The 19,208-nt window shown below is 70.1% G+C and carries 24 protein-coding genes and 1 pseudogene; 4 read left to right on the forward strand and 21 right to left on the reverse strand.

Annotation, left to right across the window (positions count from 1 at the left end):
* Positions 1–18: 18 nt before the first annotated feature.
* From IPH07_12015 to rpmJ, 13 genes are all read right to left on the reverse strand, one after another.
* Positions 19–798, reverse strand: a complete 780-nt coding sequence (locus IPH07_12015) for a hypothetical protein (protein MBK6918118.1) — start codon at positions 796–798, stop codon at positions 19–21.
* Between the two features lie 297 nt (positions 799–1,095).
* Positions 1,096–1,785 carry a hypothetical protein gene (locus IPH07_12020; GenBank protein ID MBK6918119.1) on the reverse strand — a complete coding sequence of 230 codons (690 nt, stop codon included), beginning with the start codon at positions 1,783–1,785 and terminating at the stop codon, positions 1,096–1,098.
* Positions 1,786–1,923: 138 nt separating this feature from the next.
* On the reverse strand, positions 1,924–3,330 hold the full coding sequence (locus IPH07_12025) for a hypothetical protein (GenBank protein ID MBK6918120.1): 1,407 nt from the start codon (positions 3,328–3,330) through the stop codon (positions 1,924–1,926).
* Positions 3,331–3,406: 76 nt separating this feature from the next.
* Positions 3,407–4,123, reverse strand: coding sequence for a hypothetical protein (locus tag IPH07_12030; GenBank protein ID MBK6918121.1), 717 nt, complete (start codon positions 4,121–4,123; stop codon positions 3,407–3,409).
* Positions 4,120–4,389, reverse strand: coding sequence for a flagellar biosynthetic protein FliQ (locus IPH07_12035; GenBank protein ID MBK6918122.1), 270 nt, complete (start codon positions 4,387–4,389; stop codon positions 4,120–4,122). Before IPH07_12035 ends, IPH07_12030 begins: the two co-directional genes overlap by 4 nt.
* Positions 4,386–4,991 (reverse strand): hypothetical protein, encoded by a 606-nt coding sequence (locus IPH07_12040; protein MBK6918123.1) that lies wholly within the window; start codon positions 4,989–4,991, stop codon positions 4,386–4,388. The genes IPH07_12035 and IPH07_12040 overlap by 4 nt, the downstream gene beginning before the upstream one ends.
* Positions 4,984–5,337 (reverse strand): flagellar biosynthetic protein FliO, encoded by a 354-nt coding sequence (locus IPH07_12045; protein ID MBK6918124.1) that lies wholly within the window; start codon positions 5,335–5,337, stop codon positions 4,984–4,986. The genes IPH07_12040 and IPH07_12045 overlap by 8 nt, the downstream gene beginning before the upstream one ends.
* 130 nt (positions 5,338–5,467) lie before the next feature.
* Entirely contained in the window at positions 5,468–5,872 is a 405-nt protein-coding gene (gene rplQ, locus IPH07_12050; protein MBK6918125.1) for a 50S ribosomal protein L17, read from the reverse strand.
* An 8-nt stretch (positions 5,873–5,880) separates the two neighbouring features.
* Entirely contained in the window at positions 5,881–6,894 is a 1,014-nt protein-coding gene (locus IPH07_12055; GenBank protein MBK6918126.1) for a DNA-directed RNA polymerase subunit alpha, read from the reverse strand.
* Between the two features lie 57 nt (positions 6,895–6,951).
* Positions 6,952–7,581, reverse strand: a complete 630-nt coding sequence (gene rpsD / locus IPH07_12060; GenBank protein MBK6918127.1) for a 30S ribosomal protein S4 — start codon at positions 7,579–7,581, stop codon at positions 6,952–6,954.
* Between the two features lie 27 nt (positions 7,582–7,608).
* A complete protein-coding gene (rpsK, locus tag IPH07_12065) occupies positions 7,609–8,004 on the reverse strand; it encodes a 30S ribosomal protein S11 (GenBank protein ID MBK6918128.1) in 396 nt (131 codons plus the stop codon).
* A 3-nt stretch (positions 8,005–8,007) separates the two neighbouring features.
* Positions 8,008–8,382, reverse strand: coding sequence for a 30S ribosomal protein S13 (gene rpsM, locus IPH07_12070; protein MBK6918129.1), 375 nt, complete (start codon positions 8,380–8,382; stop codon positions 8,008–8,010).
* Positions 8,383–8,385: 3 nt separating this feature from the next.
* Entirely contained in the window at positions 8,386–8,499 is a 114-nt protein-coding gene (gene rpmJ / locus IPH07_12075; GenBank protein ID MBK6918130.1) for a 50S ribosomal protein L36, read from the reverse strand.
* Positions 8,500–9,096: 597 nt separating this feature from the next.
* On the opposite strand from rpmJ, the gene IPH07_12080 reads away from it, so the two are divergent.
* The gene (locus tag IPH07_12080; protein MBK6918131.1) at positions 9,097–9,741 is read left to right on the forward strand and encodes a DUF2807 domain-containing protein; all 645 of its coding nucleotides are present in this window, start codon (positions 9,097–9,099) and stop codon (positions 9,739–9,741) included.
* Positions 9,742–10,039: 298 nt separating this feature from the next.
* On the opposite strand, the pseudogene IPH07_12085 reads toward IPH07_12080, so the two are convergent.
* From IPH07_12085 to IPH07_12105, 5 genes and pseudogenes are all read right to left on the reverse strand, one after another.
* Positions 10,040–10,750: pseudogene (locus IPH07_12085) on the reverse strand (acyl-CoA desaturase).
* A gap of 178 nt (positions 10,751–10,928) precedes the next feature.
* Positions 10,929–12,356: a hypothetical protein gene (locus IPH07_12090; GenBank protein MBK6918132.1), complete on the reverse strand. Its 1,428-nt coding sequence runs from the start codon at positions 12,354–12,356 to the stop codon at positions 10,929–10,931.
* 93 nt (positions 12,357–12,449) lie between these two features.
* Positions 12,450–13,082: an adenylate kinase gene (locus IPH07_12095; GenBank protein MBK6918133.1), complete on the reverse strand. Its 633-nt coding sequence runs from the start codon at positions 13,080–13,082 to the stop codon at positions 12,450–12,452.
* A gap of 34 nt (positions 13,083–13,116) precedes the next feature.
* Positions 13,117–14,433, reverse strand: coding sequence for a preprotein translocase subunit SecY (secY, locus tag IPH07_12100; GenBank protein ID MBK6918134.1), 1,317 nt, complete (start codon positions 14,431–14,433; stop codon positions 13,117–13,119).
* 178 nt (positions 14,434–14,611) lie between these two features.
* On the reverse strand, positions 14,612–15,574 hold the full coding sequence (locus IPH07_12105; GenBank protein ID MBK6918135.1) for a LamG domain-containing protein: 963 nt from the start codon (positions 15,572–15,574) through the stop codon (positions 14,612–14,614).
* 14 nt (positions 15,575–15,588) lie between these two features.
* On the opposite strand from IPH07_12105, the gene IPH07_12110 reads away from it, so the two are divergent.
* From IPH07_12110 to IPH07_12120, 3 genes are all read left to right on the forward strand, one after another.
* Positions 15,589–16,392, forward strand: a complete 804-nt coding sequence (locus tag IPH07_12110) for a hypothetical protein (GenBank protein ID MBK6918136.1) — start codon at positions 15,589–15,591, stop codon at positions 16,390–16,392.
* 57 nt (positions 16,393–16,449) lie between these two features.
* On the forward strand, positions 16,450–17,220 hold the full coding sequence (locus IPH07_12115; protein ID MBK6918137.1) for an SIMPL domain-containing protein: 771 nt from the start codon (positions 16,450–16,452) through the stop codon (positions 17,218–17,220).
* A 118-nt stretch (positions 17,221–17,338) separates the two neighbouring features.
* Positions 17,339–17,917, forward strand: coding sequence for a hypothetical protein (locus tag IPH07_12120; protein ID MBK6918138.1), 579 nt, complete (start codon positions 17,339–17,341; stop codon positions 17,915–17,917).
* An 85-nt stretch (positions 17,918–18,002) separates the two neighbouring features.
* Here the strand turns inward: IPH07_12120 and rplO are convergent, their stop codons facing one another.
* The 3 genes from rplO to rpsE are packed head-to-tail and all read right to left on the reverse strand — an operon-like array spanning position 18,003 to position 19,207.
* Positions 18,003–18,464: a 50S ribosomal protein L15 gene (rplO, locus tag IPH07_12125; protein ID MBK6918139.1), complete on the reverse strand. Its 462-nt coding sequence runs from the start codon at positions 18,462–18,464 to the stop codon at positions 18,003–18,005.
* A 4-nt stretch (positions 18,465–18,468) separates the two neighbouring features.
* Complete coding sequence (gene rpmD, locus IPH07_12130) at positions 18,469–18,654, reverse strand: 50S ribosomal protein L30 (protein MBK6918140.1); 186 nt, start codon at positions 18,652–18,654, stop codon at positions 18,469–18,471.
* A gap of 7 nt (positions 18,655–18,661) precedes the next feature.
* The gene (gene rpsE, locus IPH07_12135) at positions 18,662–19,207 is read right to left on the reverse strand and encodes a 30S ribosomal protein S5 (GenBank protein ID MBK6918141.1); all 546 of its coding nucleotides are present in this window, start codon (positions 19,205–19,207) and stop codon (positions 18,662–18,664) included.
* Between the last annotated feature and the right edge of the window lies 1 nt (position 19,208).

A 19,208-nucleotide genomic window follows, 5' to 3' on the forward strand; every position in this document is an offset into this window, starting at 1 on the left:
CCTTGAAATACGCCCGTACTAGAACCCGACGCCGAGCTTGAACGCCAGGCGATCGTAGCTGGCGACCTTCTCCCGCCACACGAAGGTCGGACGGATCCACCCCAGCGCGGCGTGCAGGTACAACCACTTCGCGACCGCGAACTGGGCCCCGAGATCGAGGCCCAGTGTGTACAGCAGCGCGATGTCGTTGCGCCCGAAGAGCTCCACGCGAGCCCCTCCCACGCCGGCTTGGAACTCGAGGAACGGCGTGACCACGTGGGGGTACTGCATGCCCAGGCCGAGCCGCTCCATCAGCAGCATGTCGGCGCGGTCGCCCCGCGTCGCCGCGGGTCCACCTTCGATGCCGAACTCGGTGAGCAGGTTGATCCGCACGTAGCGGCGCATCGGTGTCACCTCCAGCGAGGCGAGGTGCCAGTTCTGCGCGCGCCCGAGCCGATCGCGGATCGAGAAGTAGCGGTAGCCGAGCACGAACGCCGCCGAGCGCTGGGGCGGATGCGGTGGCCGGCGGTAGCGCAGCTGTTCGTCGGCTGGCGCGGCGGTGGCCGTGCGCGTGACCGACGGTGCGCGCGTGGGACTTCGGGTCGGCGCGGGCTTGGCCGCCGCCGCTTGCTTGCGATCCTCGGCCTCCCAGCGCTCGACCTCGTCGCGCGCGACCAGTCGCAGCGATGCTCCGCCGCCGCCCTTGCTCGGACGCTTGGCCGCGCCGGGCGGGAGGCCCTCGTTGCGCTCGCGAAACCCCGCGGGGCCATCGGCGGCGAGCTCCGGCCCCGGTGGCGCCGCGGCGGGCGGCGCCTGCATCGTGCCCGGCAGGCTGGGCGAGGCCAGAGCCGGCGGCTTGGGCGACGCGGGCGACGACCTCCGGCCCGCCTGGCGGCGTCGCGCCGGCGCGCGGTGTCGGCGTGGGTGCGGGCGGCGGAGCGGGTACGTCGTCGGCCTCCGCGTGCGGCGCGTCGTTGCCCGATGGCGGCGCGTCGTCGGCAACGTCCTCGGCCGCGGGTGCCTTGCTCGGCGCAGGGGCCTGCGCCGGCGGCATGCCACCACCGGGCAACGGCGGCAGCTTCGGCGGGCCCGCGAGCAGCAGCAGCAGCAGCGGGATCACTTGGCCCCCACCACTACGATCGTCGCCGCCATCGCGTCGAGATCGCCATCGGCGGGCGAGAACAGCGAGGCGAAGCTGGCGCGGATCGTCCGTCCGCCGCCGTCGTAGTAGAGGCCGCGCACGTAGACGCCCGGCGGGATCACGACGTCGTACCGCCACGGTGCCCCGGGCGCGGTGGTCTCCACCAGCTCGCGCTCGAGCTCGGCCTGCTGATCGGTGACCAGGTGATCGAGCTCCGCGAGCGCGACCTCCCGCGGGTTGGTGAGATCGACGTCGAGCAGCGGCGATGCACCGCCGGTGCCGTCGCTGCCGCCCGTGTCGGCGAGATCGCCGATGTCGAAGCCGGTGCCGCTGCCGCTGCCGCTGCCGCTACCCAACTGGACGCTATCGGGCAGCAGCGACGCGAGGTCGGAGCTGGGATCGATCGGCCCCAGCGCGAACACGTGGGTCGGCGGCGAGCCCCCGACCGCAACGCCGAAGATCTCGGCTGCGACATGGAGCTCGAGCGTGACGCCGTCGTCGCTGGCGAGCGTCCACGGTGGCGTGACGAACTCGACGCCGTAGGCGGCGTCGCTGCTGCGCCATTGCGTCACCCCCTCGAGGTAGGTCGCGCGATCGCAGGCCGCCGTCAGCAGCACCAGCGTCGCGAGGGCGGCCGCACGGCCGCGATGACGGGTGTCGATCACCTCGCACGTTCGTTCGACCTCGCGTCGAGGCGGCTTGAGCCGCGGGTCTGGCTTGGGCCGGGGGCCGCAGGCGCGCCCCCACAATGGTCTCGGGCGTGCGGGCACCCGAGCTCGCCCGTCGTCGAGCGGGCCCCCGCGTCAGCCGTGCACGATGCGAGCGATCTCGGTGAGATAGCCAGCCGCGTCGCGATCGAGCGACACCACCGAGATCGAGTCGGCCGGGGTGTTGGCCACGAACGCCCACTGTCGCGCGGGGTCGATGGTGATCTCGTTCGCGCCGGCCTCGAGCTCGAGCTGCTGCAGCACGCGCCAGCTCGTCAGCCCGACGATCGCCAGCTCACCCTCGGCGAAGCACGACACCAGCGCGAGCGGCTCGTCGTCGCCGTGCCGGTGCACCGCGAGCATGTTGGGTTGCTCGCACAGCGGCAGCATGCCGACGATGGCGTCGACGGAGCGGCCGTCCTCGACGGTGGTGTCGACGCGCAACAACGCAGCGGGGGTGGTCTGCACCACCAGCAGGTCGACACCGCCGCTGGGGTCCTCGAACGCGAGGTCGGCCAGGAACGGCTGCTGCTGCACGCTCTCGGGGTTCACGTTGGCGATCGACGACTCCTCGCCGGGCACGATGACGTCGAGCCCCGGCGCGACGGCGAAGCGTCGCAGCGACGGGAAGAAGCGCTGGCTGCCGTACAGCACCGGTCGCGTGCAGTCGCGGCTGCCGTCGGGCGCGTTCGCGAGGTCGCAAGGCCGCGACGCCACGCCGAAGCCCCCCGAGTACTCGGTGCCATCGAAGGGATCGTCGCGGTAGACGTCCTGGGCGACGTTGACCAGCTCGGGACCGAACTCGCCATCGAGGTCGATGAGCGAGAGGTCCGCCTTGGGCGAGCCGCGCTCGCCGAACAGCTGCGGCACGTAGGCGAAGCGATAGCCCTGGTCGTCGACCACGACCCGCGCCGGGTCCGGTGGCAGCCGCAGATCGCCGCGATCGGGCGCCGTGGTGATGACGTGCACGTCGTCGCAGTTGCCGTCGAAGCCCACGCCGCAGTCGAGCTGGGGACCGTCGTCGCCGGCGATCACGTCGAACCACACCACCGCCGCAGGGGCGCGCTGCACCGTCAGCAGCCGCAGCGCCCCGGTCACACCGGCGGGGCGATCGCGGGCGAGGTTGCCGACGGCGCTGCCCAGCGTGATGCCGGCGCGCGGGACCACCAGCCCGCGCGCACCGCACTCGATCGTGGCCACGGGCGTGTCGCCGCGCACGCGACAACTCCCGTGCTCGTCGTGGTCCGCCAACGCATCGTGCAACGACTGCAGGTCCAACACCAGCACGCCGCCCGTGCGCTCGGACTGATCCCAGTTGCCGTTGGTCACGAACAGGAACCGCCCCTCGTCGGAGAGCGCGACGCCGGTCGGCTGCCGCAGATCGCCGAGCGTGGCCTCGGGGAGATCACGGCCGCAGGCCCACGACCACGGCACCAACAGGCAGACGATCGCCGCACCGTGGCTCCGAATCGCTCCGGCGCGCTGCTGTCGATGCGATCGCACGCCGGCCGAGCATCGCACAACCACGGCGGGCATCGCCGACCTAGCCGCCCGGACCGCGGCGGCGCCCCCTTCGGCGCTACGGCACGGTCGCGGGCACCGATGGCAGCGCCGCGCTGGCCCACCGCGGCATGTCGATCGCCCACGAGGCCCCGAGCGCAATCAACACCGCGGCCAGTCGCAGCAACGCCACCGGCGCAGCGGCGAAGGCGGCGGCTTCGGCCGAGCTCCGTGCCGCCGCGGCGCCGACCAGCTCGACCGCCGCGGCCACCAGCAGCGACGGGCTCGCGAGCGCCAGCGCCAGCAGCGTGGTCGCGTGGGCGATCGCAACCAGCTCGGCCGTGGCCGAGTGCGCGCCGAGCCACCAGGCCCTGGCCTCCCCGAGCGGGAACACCTGCTGCAGCGTCGACGCGCCTGCGAGCACCGCGTGGTGCAGGCCCATCGCAAACGCCGCCGACGACACCAACGCGATCACCAGCGCGGTCCACCCCGCCGCCGGCACCCGCAGCAGCGCCGCGGGCACACTCGCCGCGCCGACGAGCACCTGCGCCGGCAGGGCCACCACCACGCCCACGACGGTGCCGAGCACCAGCTCCAGCACCAACGCGAGCACGAACGCATCGAGGCTGCGCGCCGGCCCGGGCACCACGCCCTCGCGGAGCACCAGCACGGCCGCCGTCATCGCGGCGAGGGCCCACCACGCCGAGGGCAACGCGGCCCGCAAGAGCGGCTGCACCCGAAGCAGCGCGACGTAGCGCGCGAACGCCAACACCAGCGCCTGCGCCAGCGCGCTCATGGTCCGCGCCCGAGCGCGGCGAGCTGCTGCCACGCCGTCGCCGTGAAGTCGTGCAGCTGCGTGGCCCAGGTCGCACCGAAGACCGCCAGTGCGGCGAACACCGCCAGCGCCCGCGCGACCGCTCCGACCGCGGGATCGGCGATGCCGAGCGTGCGCGTGGCCAGCACGGCGAGCAAGACCCCGACCACCGCCGCCGCCACCAGCGGGATCGCGATCGCCAGCAGCAGCGCGAAGCCGTCGTGCACCAACGCGACGCCGTCGGTCATCGATAGCCCTCGACCAGCCCGCCGATCACGACGCCCCAGCCGCCAACGGCGAGGAACAACAACAGCTTGAGCGGCACCGACACCAGCGCGGTCTGCAGCTGTGCGAAGCCCAGCAGCGTCACCGCCTGGGCGACCAACAGATCGACGACCACCAACGGCACCAACACCACGACCGCCATCGACAGCGCCTCGCGCAGCTCGGTCACGAGGAACGCCGGCACGATCACCAGCGGGTCTTCGGCGCCCCGTGCCTGCAGCTCGGCGAAGAACGACAGCTCGTCGCCGTCGGCGTGGCGCTGGAGGAACTCGAGCCAAGGGGCGGCGCTCGCCCACCACCCCGAGACGCCGTCGATGGCCGCCGGGCCACCGCGGGCGTCGATCTCGGCCAACACGGCCCCGGCCGTCGGCGCCATCACGATCGCCGTGACCACCATCGCGAGCGCCAGTACCACCGGCATCGGCAGCAGCGCCTCGGCGCCCAGGCCCGTCCGGACCGCGCCGAGCAACACCGACGACTTCGCGAACGCGGTCGCGACCACGAGCACGATCGGTACGATCGCCAGCAGGGCGAACGTCGCCGTCGAGCTCGACAGCTCAGGCACCGTGGTCCCAGCCCCCGCGACCGCGGCTGGCCCCGGCCACGAACGCATCTCCCCCGGCGCGCGGCCCCGCGTCCGCACGGGTCGCGTCGTTGCGCACGGCCTTGATGCGGTCACCGAGGTCGCACAGCAACGTCGGTGCCGAGCCCTGCCCGACCCCGAGCAGCAGCCGGCGATCCTCGACAGCGACCACGTAGACCGCGTGTTGCGGCGACAGGCGGATGGTCCGCAGCACGCTCGGATCAGCCGATTTGGCGCGGCGTCCGAGCCAGCCCAGCACGCCCGCGAGCACGCCGAGTACGAGCCCGATCTCGATCAACACCTGGGCGGACGACGACGCGAACAGCATGGGGCCGAAGCTAAGCGGTCCCACGATGTGCGACAAAAAAGCCGCACGATCGCCGGGCGCTCACCCGTGATCACGCGGCCAGTCGGCTCGCAGCGACCACCCGACGGGGGGCGGCCGCCGTGCCGCAGCGCTAGACGAGCTCGATGATCGCCATCGGCGCGCCATCGCCCGGACGGGGCGCGGTGCGGATGATGCGGGTGTACCCGCCGGGCCGGTCCTTGAAGCGCGGCGCGACCTCGTTGAAGAGCTTGCTCAGCGCCTCACGGGTGCGGACCAGGCGGCCGGCCATGCGGATCGCGTGCACGACCTGGGCTTGCTCTGCCTTGGTGCGCGAGTCGACCGGCTTGGCCACGAGCTCGTGGACGCCGATGCTGCGGGTGATCACCTTCTCGACGAAGCGCCGCAGCTCCTTGGCCTTGGGCTCGGTGGTGGTGATTCGCCCGTGCTCGACGAGCGAGGTCGCCATGTTGCGGAACATGGCGTTGCGGTGGGTGCTGTTTCGGCCGAACTTGCGGCCAGCGTCGCGATGTCGCATGGGAACCTCTAAGCGTCTTCGCGGGCCGGCGGCGGGCCCTGCCAGTTGGGGATCTTCATGCCCAGCGTCAAGCCCATCTGCGCGAGGATTTCCTTGATTTCCTTCAAGGACTTGCGACCGAAGTTCTTGGTCTTGAGCATCTCGGGCTCGGTCTTCTGCACCAAGTCACCGATGTAGTGGATGTTCGCGTTCTGCAGGCAGTTGGCCGAGCGCACCGAGAGCTCGAGCTCGTCGACCGAGCGCCAGAGGTACTCGTTGAGCTTGTCCTCCTCGGTCGGCTCGGCGGTGGTCGCCTCTTCGATCTCCTCGCGATTGATGAAGATCGAGAGCTGCTCCTTGAGGATCTTCGCGGCGAACGCCACCGCGTCGTCGGGGCGCACCGAACCGTCGGTCCACACCTCGAGCACGAGACGGTCGTAGTCGGTGCGCTGACCGACGCGGGCGTTCGTGACGCGGTAGTTCACCTTCTGGATCGGCGAGAACAGGCTGTCGATCGGAATCACGCCGATGGGCATGCCCTCGCGCTTGTTCTGGTCGGCGGTGGCGTAGCCACGACCCATCTCGCAGGTGAGCTCCATCCGCAGGTGGCCACCCTTGGACAGCGTCGCGAGGTGCTGCTCGCCGTCGAGCACGGTCACGCCGGTCGGGCACTGGATGTCCGAGGCCTTGACCTCACCCTCACCCTGCTTGTCGATCGTGAGCGTGCGCGGCGTGGAGTCGTCCATCCGCAGGCGCAGCGCCTTGACGTTCAAGATGATGTCGGTGACGTCCTCGACCACACCCTCGATGGTCGTGAACTCGTGGAGCGCGCCCTCGATCCGCACGGTGGTGATGGCGGCGCCCTGCAGCGACGACAACAGCACCCGACGCAGGCTGTTCGCCAGCGTGATGCCGTAGCCGCGCTCGAGCGGCTCACACGTGAACTTGCCGTAGCCGTCGGTGAGGCTCTCGCCCTCGACCTCGAGCTTCTTCGGGCGAATGAGGTCGCGCCAGTTGCGGGCGATGGTGTTGGTGTCCTGCATCCTCGTTCTCCTCGCGAAGGCGAAGCCGGTACTCGGCCCGCCAAGGCGCTCACTCGATCACTTGCTGTAGAGCTCGACGATCAGCTGCTCGTCGATGTCGGCCGCGATGTCGGAGCGAGCCGGGAGCGCGGTGATCTTCCCGCGCATGTTGTCCTTGTCGAGTTCGATCCAGGTCGGCCGCGAGGTGCGGTCGACCTTGCCGAGGGCGTCGACGATCTTCTGGATCGTGCGGCTGCCCTCGCGCACCTCGATGATGTCGCCCGACTTCACCAGGTAGCTGGGGATGTTGACCCGCTTGCCGTTCACCGTGAAGTGACCGTGGCGCGCGAGCTGGCGGGCCTCGGCGTGGCTGTTGCCGAAGCCGCAGCGCAGCACGACGTTGTCGAGCCGACGCTCGAGCAGCGACAGCAGGTTCTCGCCGGTCACGCCCTTCATGCGGGCCGCGCGGTAGTAGTAGCCACGGAACTGCTTCTCGAGCAGGCCGTACATGCGCTTGACCTTCTGCTTCTCGCGAAGCTGCTGGCCATAGTCCGACGGCCGGCGCTTGCGGCCTTGGCCGTGCTGGCCGGCCGGGTACGGCCGACGCTCGTAGGCGCACTTCTGGGAGAAGCAGCGATCGCCCTTCAGGAACAACTGCACGTCCTCACGACGGCAGAGACGACAAACGGGTCCGGTATAGCGAGCCATGGTGCCTTGGAAGCCTGGGAAGACGGGTCAGACGCGGCGACGCTTGGGCGGGCGGCAGCCGTTGTGGGGGATCGGAGTGACGTCCTTGATCGAGGTCACGCGCATGCCAGCCGACTGGATGCCGCGCAACGCCGACTCGCGACCGGCACCGGGACCGCTGATGCGGATCGCGACCGTGTGGACGCCGTGCTCCGCGGCCTTGCGGGCGGCATCGTCGGCGGCGAGCTGAGCGGCGAACGGGGTCGACTTGCGCGAGCCCTTGAAGCCGCGCACGCCGGCCGAGGCCCACGACAACACGTTGCCGTTGACGTCGGTCACGCTGACCACCGTGTTGTTGAAGGTCGACCGGATGTGCACGATGCCGGTCGAGACGTTCTTCTTCGCACGCTTCTTGGTGGGCTTGTTCCCCTGCGTGGTGGCCATGGATCAGACTCGCTTCTTCTGCGCGATGGTGGCGCGCTTGGGGCCCTTGCGCGTGCGCGCGTTGGTGTGCGTGCGCTGCCCTCGAACCGGCAGCCCACGGCGATGTCGCAGCCCGCGGTAGCAGCCGAGGTCCATCAATCGCTTGATGCTCGACTGCACGTCGCGTCGAAGATCACCTTCGACCTTGTAGCTGCTCTCGATGACGTGGCGGATGGCGCTGACCTGCTCGTCGGTGAGTTCGTCGGTGCGAACCGACGGACCAACGCCCGACTTGTCGAGGATCTCGGACGCCGTCACGCGACCGATGCCATAGATGTAGGTGAGGGCAACCTCGATCCGCTTGTTGCGCGGAAGATCGACGCCTGCAATGCGTGCCATGACCTAGCCTTGCCTCTGCTTGTGCTTGGGGTTCTCGCAGATGACGCGCACGATGCCGCGACGGCGGATCACCTTGCACTTCTCACAGATCTTCTTGACGCTGGCTCGGACTTTCATGGCATCACGCGGCTAACTTCGCTTGCGAGGATTCTTCGTGGGGTCGAACACTGTGGTGCGGGGCCGAGCGGGTTGCTCGGAGACCGAGATGGGACCGAGGACGGTCCCGCGGGCGGGGTCCAACCGGGCGCGACGCACTTCTACACGCATCCCGGTGCTGATGGGCAAGCCCAGTCGTCTGACTTCGGTGGAGAGACCTGCGATGAGAGTGGTTCCGTCGGACAGGAGCAGTCGAAAGAGTTGGTTGCCCAGCTCGTGCTGGACCGTTGCGGCCAGCAGCTCATCGCTCGAAGCAGGCATTCGTGCGTCCTTGGGGGGCCCCAGGGAGCGCGGAGTGTAGGGGGGCACCCAGCGGCTGTCCAGCGGGTCCGCACGGCTGTGGTGGCTTGAGGATCCGCACCATCGACCGGCCGGCCGGCGTTCGCCCCCAGGCCGCGGCGCGCCCCGGGGACGCGGGGCCCAAACGACCGCCAGGCCCCCATGGCGGCCCGGCGACGCCCTCCAACGCCGCGGCGACGCCGACCCCACGGGCCGCGCGGTGCCGCCGTGCTACCCCTCGCGGACCCGCGGCCGCCCCGGCCCGGCCCCGGAGATCCCATGACGACCCGCCGCCGCCCCCTCACCCTCGCTTGCCTCACGCTCGGCCTCACGGCGTGCATGGAGCGCGGCAACGGCGAGCCGAGCTCGATCCAGCCCGAGCTCGCGCCGTTCCACGCGGTCGATGTCGGCGGTGTCTTCCATCTGCAGGCCACGCGCACCGACGGACCGCAAGCGGTCGAGCTGCGCGGCGACGCGAACCTCGTGCCCAAGGTCGAGCTCGCGGTCGATGACGGCGTACTGCAGGCGCGCCTGCACGACAACGTGTTGCCGTCGCTCGACCTCGTGCTCGTGGTGCGCACGCCGACGCTCGATCGCGTGAGTCTCGGTGGCGCCGCGCGGGCCGAGCTCACCGGCCTGAGCGGCGATGCGTTCACACTCGCGTTGTCCGGCGCCAGCCATGCGCGCGCGAGCGGCCGCGTGACGAGGCTGCACGTCGACGCCAGCGGTGCGTCGACGATCGACGCGGCGGCTACCACCGCCGACGAAGTCGAGGTCGATGCCAGCGGCGCGAGCTCGATCGACGTCACCGCCGAGGTCTCGCTCGACGCCGATGCCAGCGGTGCGAGCCACGTGCGGTGGGCCGGGAACGCCGGCAAGGTCGAGCCCCACACCAGCGGTGCCTCGAGCGTCGAGCGTCGCTGACGACGCCCGAGACGCGGCTACCAAGCAAGTGGGGAACGGCGGCCCGCCCTTCCCCCTCCGTCGGGCAGAGCCCGCCGTGTCCCTCATCGCTTCGGTCCTTGCCTTCCTCGAGGATGAACGCCTCGCGTTCATCCTCGACTCAGAGGTCGCTGGTCGCAACCGGCTCGTCGACCATCGCCACCACCGGCGAATCGTCGATCGACGGCATCGTCGCACACGCCTGCGCGACCCCGGCCTCGCCGGCCCGCGCGATGGCCCGCTCGGTCAGCCGCATGCGCTGGGTGTGCGCGCCGAACTCGATGATGCCGAGCCACGCGAACACCCGCATCACCGCGTAGGTGGTGTCGAACTCGAACCACCGCGCCGCGAAGTCGGGCGACATCGAGTACTTGTGATGGTTGTTCTGGTACAGCTCACCGGCGCAGACCAGGTCGACGATGAGCGAGTTCCGCGACTGGTCGGCGAGCGAGAAGTTGCGGTAGCCGTAGCGATGGCCGCACCAGTTCACGATTGCGCCGTGCACCGGGCCCATCATGAAGTGCACCGGCAGCAGCAGGAACTGCCACCAAGCGGTCGCGAACGCCGCGTAGAACCACACGTACAGGCCCATGAACGCGACGCGACTGGCCCAGCTCTGACCGATGCGATCGAGCGCGGGCCAGCTCGGTAGGCCGCCCAGGAACCGTGCCTCGGGCAGCTCGCCGTGGTGGGCGTAGCGATCGTACTCGTACTTGGTCGCCCACATCATGGCCCACACGTTGGGGTGGTTCTGTGGCGAGTGGGGATCGCGTGCGCCGTCGCTGAACGCGTGGTGCAGGCGGTGGAGGATGCCGTAACCCCTCGGGTCGAGGAACGACGAGCCCTGGGTCACGTAGGCCGCGAGATAGAAGAAGCGCTCCCACCCGCGCGACATCGTGAACATCCGATGGGCGCCATAGCGATGATGGAAGAAGCTCTGGAAGAAGACCGCGAGCACCCAGTGGCACACGAAGAACGCGGCAATCACCATGGGCGTCAGGCTAACGCCCCGGCCGGGCGGGGGCGCGTCCTGGTTCGGGCGCCGATTGTCTTGGTTTCGTCGTCGCTCTGGCGGCCCGCGCGGGCACGGCGGGCGAGCGCCCGCGGGGCACGACGCTAGTCGCGGCCATGACGGCGTTCTGACCCATCACTATCGCTGTGTCGAGGTACTAGTCGGTCATGCAGATGCGGTACTGCGGCGGCAGGATCTCGATCGGCCACATGAGCGCGAAGTTGAAGCACATCTCGTCCTCGGTGCGCTCGCCGAAGTGGACCGGTGAGCCGCCCGGGTTGTCGTAGGTGCACGTGGTCGTGATCGAGTCGCCGGCCTTCAGCACGAACGGCGGGTCGTGGATGTACGAGACTTGGTTGTCGAAGCTGAACGCCGGCACGTCGACCAGCGTGAGGTCTTGGCCCGCGCGCGTGACGGTGGTGTCGAACTGGCGACCGAGCCCGTGCATGTGCGGGAAGCTGGCGAGCACGTTCAGATCGACCGGCAGCAACGACGTGATCGAGCTGGGGCAGTGTCCGGTCGCGGTCGCACCGGTGGCGCCGGCGGGCACGTCGATCGACGTGGTGCCGAAGGTCAACACGCCGGCGGTGTGGGCTCGCGGGGCCTCGGTGGTGCAGAACGCGACGCCGCTGCGATCGAGCGCGTCGGCGTGGTGCGCGACGTTGTGATAGTGGACCTGCAGAATGTAGTAGTTGTCGGGCCCGCCGAGCTCGAGCCCGACGTCGTCGGGCATCACGAAGTTCTGCCCGCCGGGCGCCCAGCCCGACACGAACACCGCGTCGCTGGGCATGTTGCACGGCCCTGCGCCGCCGTCGACCTGGGGCTCCTGCGTGCGGAAGAGGATCCAGTGGTGGAGCACGCGCTCGTCATCGGTGATCGGCGCCCATGCCGTGCCCTGCACCTCGGTGCCGAACGGCGACGCGAAGGTGAAGCACATGTAGAGGTTGTCGGCGCCGTTCTCGGGCACATGGAACGCATCGCCGCTGCCGTCGCCGGCTCCGGCGACGAAGGTATGGGTCGGCTCGCACGGCAGCGCGTCGGGGCCGACGCCGCCATCGGTGTCACCGCCGGTGGTGGTGTCGCCACAGTCGGCGCCCTCGTCGGCCGGCGCACCGGCATCGAACCACGCGTGCAGCGTGGCCTTGTCGGCGTCGGACATGACCATGTTCTGCGGCATCGGTGACACGGGATCGTCGATGCGCTGGGCCGCGAGCTCGTAGACCTTGTTGGTCGGCGCGGTGATGGCAGGCACCTGCCAGTCGGCCGCGCTCGCCAACGACATCGGCGCGCCGAACAGGCCATCGGGGGGCGCGTGACACAGCAGGCAGTTGCGCTCGACGACGTCGGCGACGTCGCACGGCAGGCCGCTGGTGGCCGCGCCGCCGGTCGAGCCGCTGTCCGCGGAGCCGCCTTCGCCACTCCCGGTGGTGGCGACCGTGGTCGTGACGCTGTCATCGCAGCCGGCGATCCCGCAGGTCCCGTCGGCCACCTCGGAGGTCGATTCGCCGCCGCCGTCACCTGTGCTGCCGCAGGCCGCCAGCAGCCCGAACCACAGCCCCCACACGGCGCGTCGCATGCTCGTCATGGCCATCATCCCCCGAAGCGGACATCATCGCCCATCGACGGGGGCGGGGCCAGCTGGCCGTGCACGATCGTCGTGCACGACCGCGCACGACGGCTACAGCACCGCAGCGATGCGCGCGTAGACCTCGTCGGGATCGCCCACGCCGTCGACCGCGACCACGATGCCCTTGGATTGATATCGGGCGATCACCGGCCGCGTCTCGGCCTCGAACTTCGCCAGCCGCTCGCGGACCTTGTCGGGGGTGTCGTCGCTGCGCTGGTACAGCGCCTCGCCGGTGACGTCGCAGATGCCCTCGACCTTCGGCGGGCTGTACTTCACGTGATAGACGTGGCCCGAGGGCGACATGCGGCGGCCGGTGATGCGCTCCTCGATGAGCGAGAACGGCACCTGCAGGTCGATGACCTTGTCGATCGAGACCGCGGCGTCGAGCGCCTCCGCCTGCGGCATCGTGCGCGGGAAGCCGTCGAGGATGAAGCCCTTGGCGGCGGCCGGAGCCGCGAGCGCCTCGAGCAGCAGGTCGATCACGAGTGCGTCGGGGACCAAGCCACCTTCGTCCATGAAGCCCTTGGCGCGCACGCCCAGCTCGCTGCCGGCGGCGACCGCCGCACGCAGCAAGTCGCCGGTGCTGATGTGCGCCCAGCCGAGCTGCTCCTGCAGGCGCTTGGCCTGCGTGCCCTTGCCCGAACCCGGTGCCCCGATGAGGATGAGACCCTTGCGCTCGCCCATGCCCGCGCGAGAGTAGCGAGCGCGACGGCGGGTCTCAACCCTTGCGACCGCGGATCCGAGGCCCGCGCGGGCCCGCAAAACCCTCGTACGAGCGGGTCACCAGGTGGCTCTCGATCTGCTGTGCCGTGTCCAGCGCGACGCCGACCACGATGAGCAGCGAGGTGCCGCCGTATTGGAACGGCACGTCGAAGCGGGTCTGCAGCAGCTGCGGCAGGATGCACACCGCCGAGATGTACCAGGCGCCGACGAAGGTCAGCCGGCTGAGCACGAAGTCGATGTACTCCGCCGTCCGCTTGCCGGGGCGGATGCCGGGCACCGACGCGTTCTGCTTCTTCAGGCTGTCGGCGACATCGGTCGGGTTGAACTGGATGGCCGTGTAGAAGTAGCAGAAGAAGACGATGAGCCCGACGTAGAGCGTGATGTACAGCCAGCCGTCGTAGCGCAGCGCGCCCGAGAACTTCTGCAGCCACTCGTTCTGGGTCATGCCGGCGATCTGATTGGGGAACATCAGGATCGACGACGCAAAGATCGGCGGGATCACGCCAGCCGAGTTGATGCGCAGGGGCAGGTAGTTGGCGTTGCCACCGAACATGCGGCGGCCGACCACGCGCTTGGCGTACTGCACCTGGATGCGCCGCTGCCCGCGCTCCATCACGATGATGAACGCGATCACGGCGATGGCCATGGCCAGCAGCACGGCCAGGGTCATCGGGCCGAAGTTCTCGGGATCGTCCTGGGTCTTCTGCAGCAGCTGGTACAGCGCGCGCGGCAGGTTGGCGATGATGCCCGAGAAGATGACCAGCGAGATGCCGTTGCCGATGCCGCGCTCGGTGATCTGCTCGCCCAGCCACATCAGGAAGATGGTGCCGCCGGTCAGCGTCAGCACCGTCATGATCTGGAAGCCCAGGCCCGGATCGACGACCAACGTCTGGCCCTGCGAGTTCTGCGACTCGAGCCAGCTGGCCATGAAGTAGCCCTGCACGAAGGCGAGGCCGACGGTGCCGTAGCGGCTGTACTGGTTGATCTTGCGACGACCGGTCTCGCCCTCCTTCGACAGCTGCTCGAGCCGCGGGATGACGACCGTCATCAGCTGCATGATGATGCTCGCGCTGATGTACGGCATGATGCCGAGTGCGAACACCGACAGCTGCTCGAGCGCACCGCCCGAGAACATGTTGAAGTAGGCCAGGAAGCCGCCCTCGCCCTGGTTGACGATGTCGCTCATCACCTTGCGGTCGACGCCGGGCACGGCGATGAAGACCCCGAGGCGGTAGACGGCGAGCATCGCCAGCGTGAAGCCGAGCCGCTTGCGCAGCTCCGGCAGCTTGAAGATGTTGACGATGACGCTCATGACGGCGGACGAAACCCTCGATCGGGGGGATGCGCTCGGGCGCGAGCCCCCTTCCGGGCGGGCGAACATACCTTAGGCACGAGCGGGCCGCATCTGACGGGGAAACCGCCCCTGCGGCCGCGCCCAGCGCTTCGGGCAGGGCGCAGGCCCGGGTTCGGCGCGGCGCGCGTGAGTCAGGTCAGCTACCGCAGCGCGGGCGCGCGGCCTGGGCGAGGCCGGCGATCTCGTCGTCGCTCAGGGCTCGCGCGTAGATCGACACCTCGTCGACGCGACCGAACAGCGCGAAGCTGCGCCCTTCGCCGTCGGTGAAGGCGGTACCGCCGATGGTGAGCGGCGTCTCCATGTTGACGCTGCTGATCGGCGCGACGGCCTGGAGATCGTCCTCGAGCACGCCATCGACGTAGATCCGGACGCCCTTGCCGATGCGCACCCCGACGACGTGGATCCACGTGGCGGCGACCGCCTCGCTGCTCGAGCGGGCGACGTTCGCCGTGTTCCCGCCGGGGTTGCAGCCGTTTTCGTCGCCGCCGAGGCAGAACCACCAGCGGTGATCGCCGGCGAACATGAGCAGGCGCCAGCCGTCGGCGTTGGGCATGCCCTGGCTGCTGAGCATCTTGGTGACCACCGCGAAGTCGACCGGCGCGCCGAACTCGGGCGGCTGCACGAGGTCGTCGAGGTTGACCCACGCCTCGACCGTGAAATCGCCCGGCGCGACCTCGAGCGCGCCATTCGAGGGCGCCGTGCCGATCGCGGACAAGCCATCGAAGCGCGCCGCGAGGCCGTGTCGGCCCTCGTCGAAGGACACGTCGAGCAGGTCGAGCGTGAGGCCGGCGACCCGATCGGTGGCGTCGTTCTCGAACGGCCACCATGCGACGAGGCCCTCGAGTGCCGGCTCGCAGTCGACATCGCCGGAGCTGCCGCTGCTGTCGGCGATCGTGGTCCCGGCGGAGGGGTCCGACGACGTGCTCGTGTTGGCCGAGCCGGCGCTCGAGGCCTCGCTGCCGCCGGTCGACGCGTCCGTGGAGGTGGTGGTCCCGGCCGACGTCGACTGCCCGTCGCCGCTGCCCGATCCCGTCACCGGCGCCTCGCCGAAGCACGCCGTCGCCCACACCGCGAGTGCCATCCCCGTCGCGTTCCGCATGCCTGCCGCCGATCATGCCAGATCGTCGTGCCGGCCGCGCGCCTGCTATCGTTGTTCGCGTGCGATGGCGTGCCCTGTGTCCGTGGATCTTGCTCGGCTGCACTGCGAGCGCCACCGACGACGCCGATGGTGAGTCCGGCGACACCCACGCGGCCGAGGGCACCGCATCGGGACACGGCAGCGACGGTGGGCACGTCGACCCCTGCACCGCGACCCCGACGCGCAGCGGTGAAGCGACCTACTACGACTTCGCCGACGGCTCGGGCAACTGCGGCTTTCCGGCCACGCCCGACGATCCCTTGGTCGCGGCGATGAACCACGTCGACTACGCCGGGTCGTCCGCCTGCGGGACGTGCGTCCGCGTGCAGGGCCCCGACGGCAGTGTCGACGTGCGCATCGTCGACCAGTGTCCCGAGTGCCCCGCCGGCGACATCGACCTCTCGCCCGGTGCGTTCGAGCGCATCGCTCCGCTCACGGCAGGGCGCGTGGCGATCACCTGGCAGGTGATCCCGTGCGCGGTCGAGGGCCCGGTCGTGTACCACTTCAAGGACGGCAGCAACCCCTGGTGGACGGCGGTGCAGCTGCGCAACCACCGACATGGCATCGCGCGCTTCGAGTTCTCGCAGGCCGGCGCGTGGGTCGAGGTGCCCCGGCTCGACTACAACTACTTCGTGCAGGACTCGGGCATGGGCGAGGGTCCGCTGGACCTACGCATCACCGACGTCCACGGCGTGGTCCTCGAGGACCACGCCATCGCGCTGGTGGCCGACGCCGACGTGCCTGGCGCGGCCCAATTCCCGGCCTGTGACGGCGGGTAGTGACCACCCGCGCGGGTTCGGGAACAGACTGCAGCGCCCATGCGTCGCGGCACCGCCATGAGTCCCGCCCACCGACGACGTCTGCTCCCGCTCGACCTTCTGGCCCCGTCCCTCGCCGTGATCGCGGCGGCGTGGATCCCCGCCGCGACCTGGGAGCGCGTCAAGACCAAGCCCAAGGAGCGCGTGCTGCAGGTGACCGGCTCGGCCAAGCGACGCATCGTCTCCGACACCATCGAGTGGACCGCCCACGTCGACACCCGCGACGTCGAGCGCGTGACCGCGTATCGCAAGCTGCACGCCGACGTCGAGAAGACCGTGGCCTACCTCGTGGCCCAGGGCATCGCGCGCGACCAGATCCGCGTCTCGTCGGCGTCGCTGCAGGAGCTGACCCGCAGCGAGATGGTCGGCAGCGGCGAGGAGCGCTACGAGCGGCAGGTCGCCGATGGCTTTGCGGCCGGCCAGGCCATCACGGTGCGTTCGACGGACGTCGCGGTGGTCGAGCGGGTGTCCCGCGAGGTCACGCAGCTGCTCGAGGGCGGCATCTCGGTCGACTCGTCGACGCCGGCCTACTTCTACACCGGACTCGGAGAGCTCAAGATCGAGATGCTCGCGGAGGCCAGCGCCGACGCACGTCTGCGTGCGGAGAAGGTCGTCGAGGCCGCCGGTGGCGCGAGCGTCGGTCGTCTGCGCTCGGCGGACATGGGCGTCATCAACATCAACCCGCCCAACTCGACCAGTACCTCGTGGGACGGCAACAACGACACCACGTCGTTCGAGAAGGACATCATCACGATCGTCCACACCAGCTTCGAGCTCGACGACCTGTAGCGGGGCGGGCGGGCGCGTCTCCTGGAGGCCTGACTCGCGGCCAAGAGAACCCCCGCCATCGTCGGCCCTGTCACTTTTGTCGCGAATCAGGCGACGAGGGGGCTACGCTGATGGGCGGATGACTCGCCGCTGGCGCAGCAGCATCGCCGCGGTGCTCGGCTTCGGACTCGCCGCGGCGCTGAACGGCGCGCTAGGGCTCGCGACACCACCCGACGCGCTGCCCCGCCCGCTGTTGGCCGCGACGCCGTGGATGCTCGCCGGGTTGGGCCTCGTCGCCGCGATCGTCTCGTGCGTCGGGTGGGCCAGGCGCATGCGAAGGCCCCGGCACGCCGTCGCCGTCGTCGTCGCCCACTTGCTCGGCAGCATCGCGCTGGCGGTGGGCGTGCTGGTGTCGGAGCCGTCGTTTCCGTTCGGACCGACGCTCGCCGCCAGCCTCGAGCTACCCGGCGATCGCGGTCACGCGTACCTGTATCGCGGTGGCGTGCTGTGCTCGCAGGAGATCCACATCGCCGCGCCGGGCCAGTGGTACAGCGTGCAGCGACCCGAGCTCGGCGCATTCACCTGCGACCGCGAGGGCGCGCTGCGCTGGGACGCGGAGCGTGGGCAGCCACAGGCCATCGACGCCAGCGGTGCGCCGCTGCCCAGCACGGGTTGGGAGCGGGCCTTCGGCGAGGGCCTCGACTGGCGCCCGCACTGACCCACGACGAACGACGCCCGCGCAAGAGTCCTCGCGCGGGCGTCGACGGCTGCGGCCACCGGTGGGGCCGCATTCACGGGGCCGCTCAGGCCGCGGCGGCGCCGATGATCTCGACGCTGCCACCGGCAGCCTCGATCTTCGACTTCGCGGTCTCGCTGACCGCGTGGACCTTGAGCTTGACCGCCGTCTTGATCTCGCCCATGCCCAGCACCTTGATCTGCTTGGCGCGCTTGGGCACGAGCTTCTTGGCGTAGAGCGACTCCACCGTGACCTCCTCGCCGGCGGCGAACTTGCCCTCGATGAGGGCGAGGTTCACCGGGTGGTACTCCACGCGGAAGATGTTCACGAACCCGCGCTTGGGCACGCGACGGTGGATCGGGTTCTGGCCGCCCTCGAAGTTCGGCTTCGGCGGCTGACGACGGGCCATCTGGCCCTTCATGCCGCGACCCGAGGTCTTGCCCTTGCCCGAGCCGACGCCACGGCCGACGCGCTTCATCTTCTTCCGCGCGCCCTTGGGCGGCTGCAGCGTATGCAGTGTGGTTCCCATTGCCCTACTCCACCGCTTCCACGGTCACGAGGTGCTGCACCTTGCGGATCATCCCGCGAATCGCGTCGTTGTCGGGGTGCACCGCCGAGCGATTGATCTTCGTGAGACCGAGCCCCTTGATCGTGCGCTTCTGCGTCTCGGGACGGTTGATCGTGCTGCGCACGAGCGTGACCTTGAGTTTGAGCGCCATGGTCGGCCTACCCTTCGGCGAACGACGCCACGTCGACGCCGCGCTTGATGGCGACCTGCTCGGGGCTACGCAGCTGACGCAGCGCTTCCATGGTCGCGTGGATGACGTTGAGGGGGTTGTTGGTGCCGATGCACTTGCTCAGCACGTCGTGGATGCCGGCGCACTCGACCACCGCGCGGACGGGACCACCGGCGATCACGCCGGTACCCGCCGAGGCGGGGCGCAGCAGCACCTGGCCGGCGCCGTGGTGACCGATGACGTCGTGGGGGATCGTCGTGCCCGACAGCGGCACCTCGAAGAGGCTGCGGCGCGCGTAGTCGGTGGCCTTGCGAATGGCCTCGGGGACCTCGCGGGCCTTGCCGTAGCCCATGCCGACCTTGCCGTGCTCGTCGCCCACGACGACCACCGCCGTGAAGGAGAAGTTGCGGCCGCCCTTGACGACCTTGGCCACGCGGTTGATGTACACGACACGGTCGACGAGGTCGCCCTTGTCTTCGCCGTCGTCGTCACGGCGGCCGCGGTTGTTGTCGGAATCTCGTCGCGAGTGCGCCATG

This window comes from Deltaproteobacteria bacterium (assembly GCA_016709225.1).
GTDB classification, from domain to species: domain Bacteria; phylum Myxococcota_A; class Polyangia; order Nannocystales; family Nannocystaceae; genus Xiheibacterium; species Xiheibacterium phototrophicum.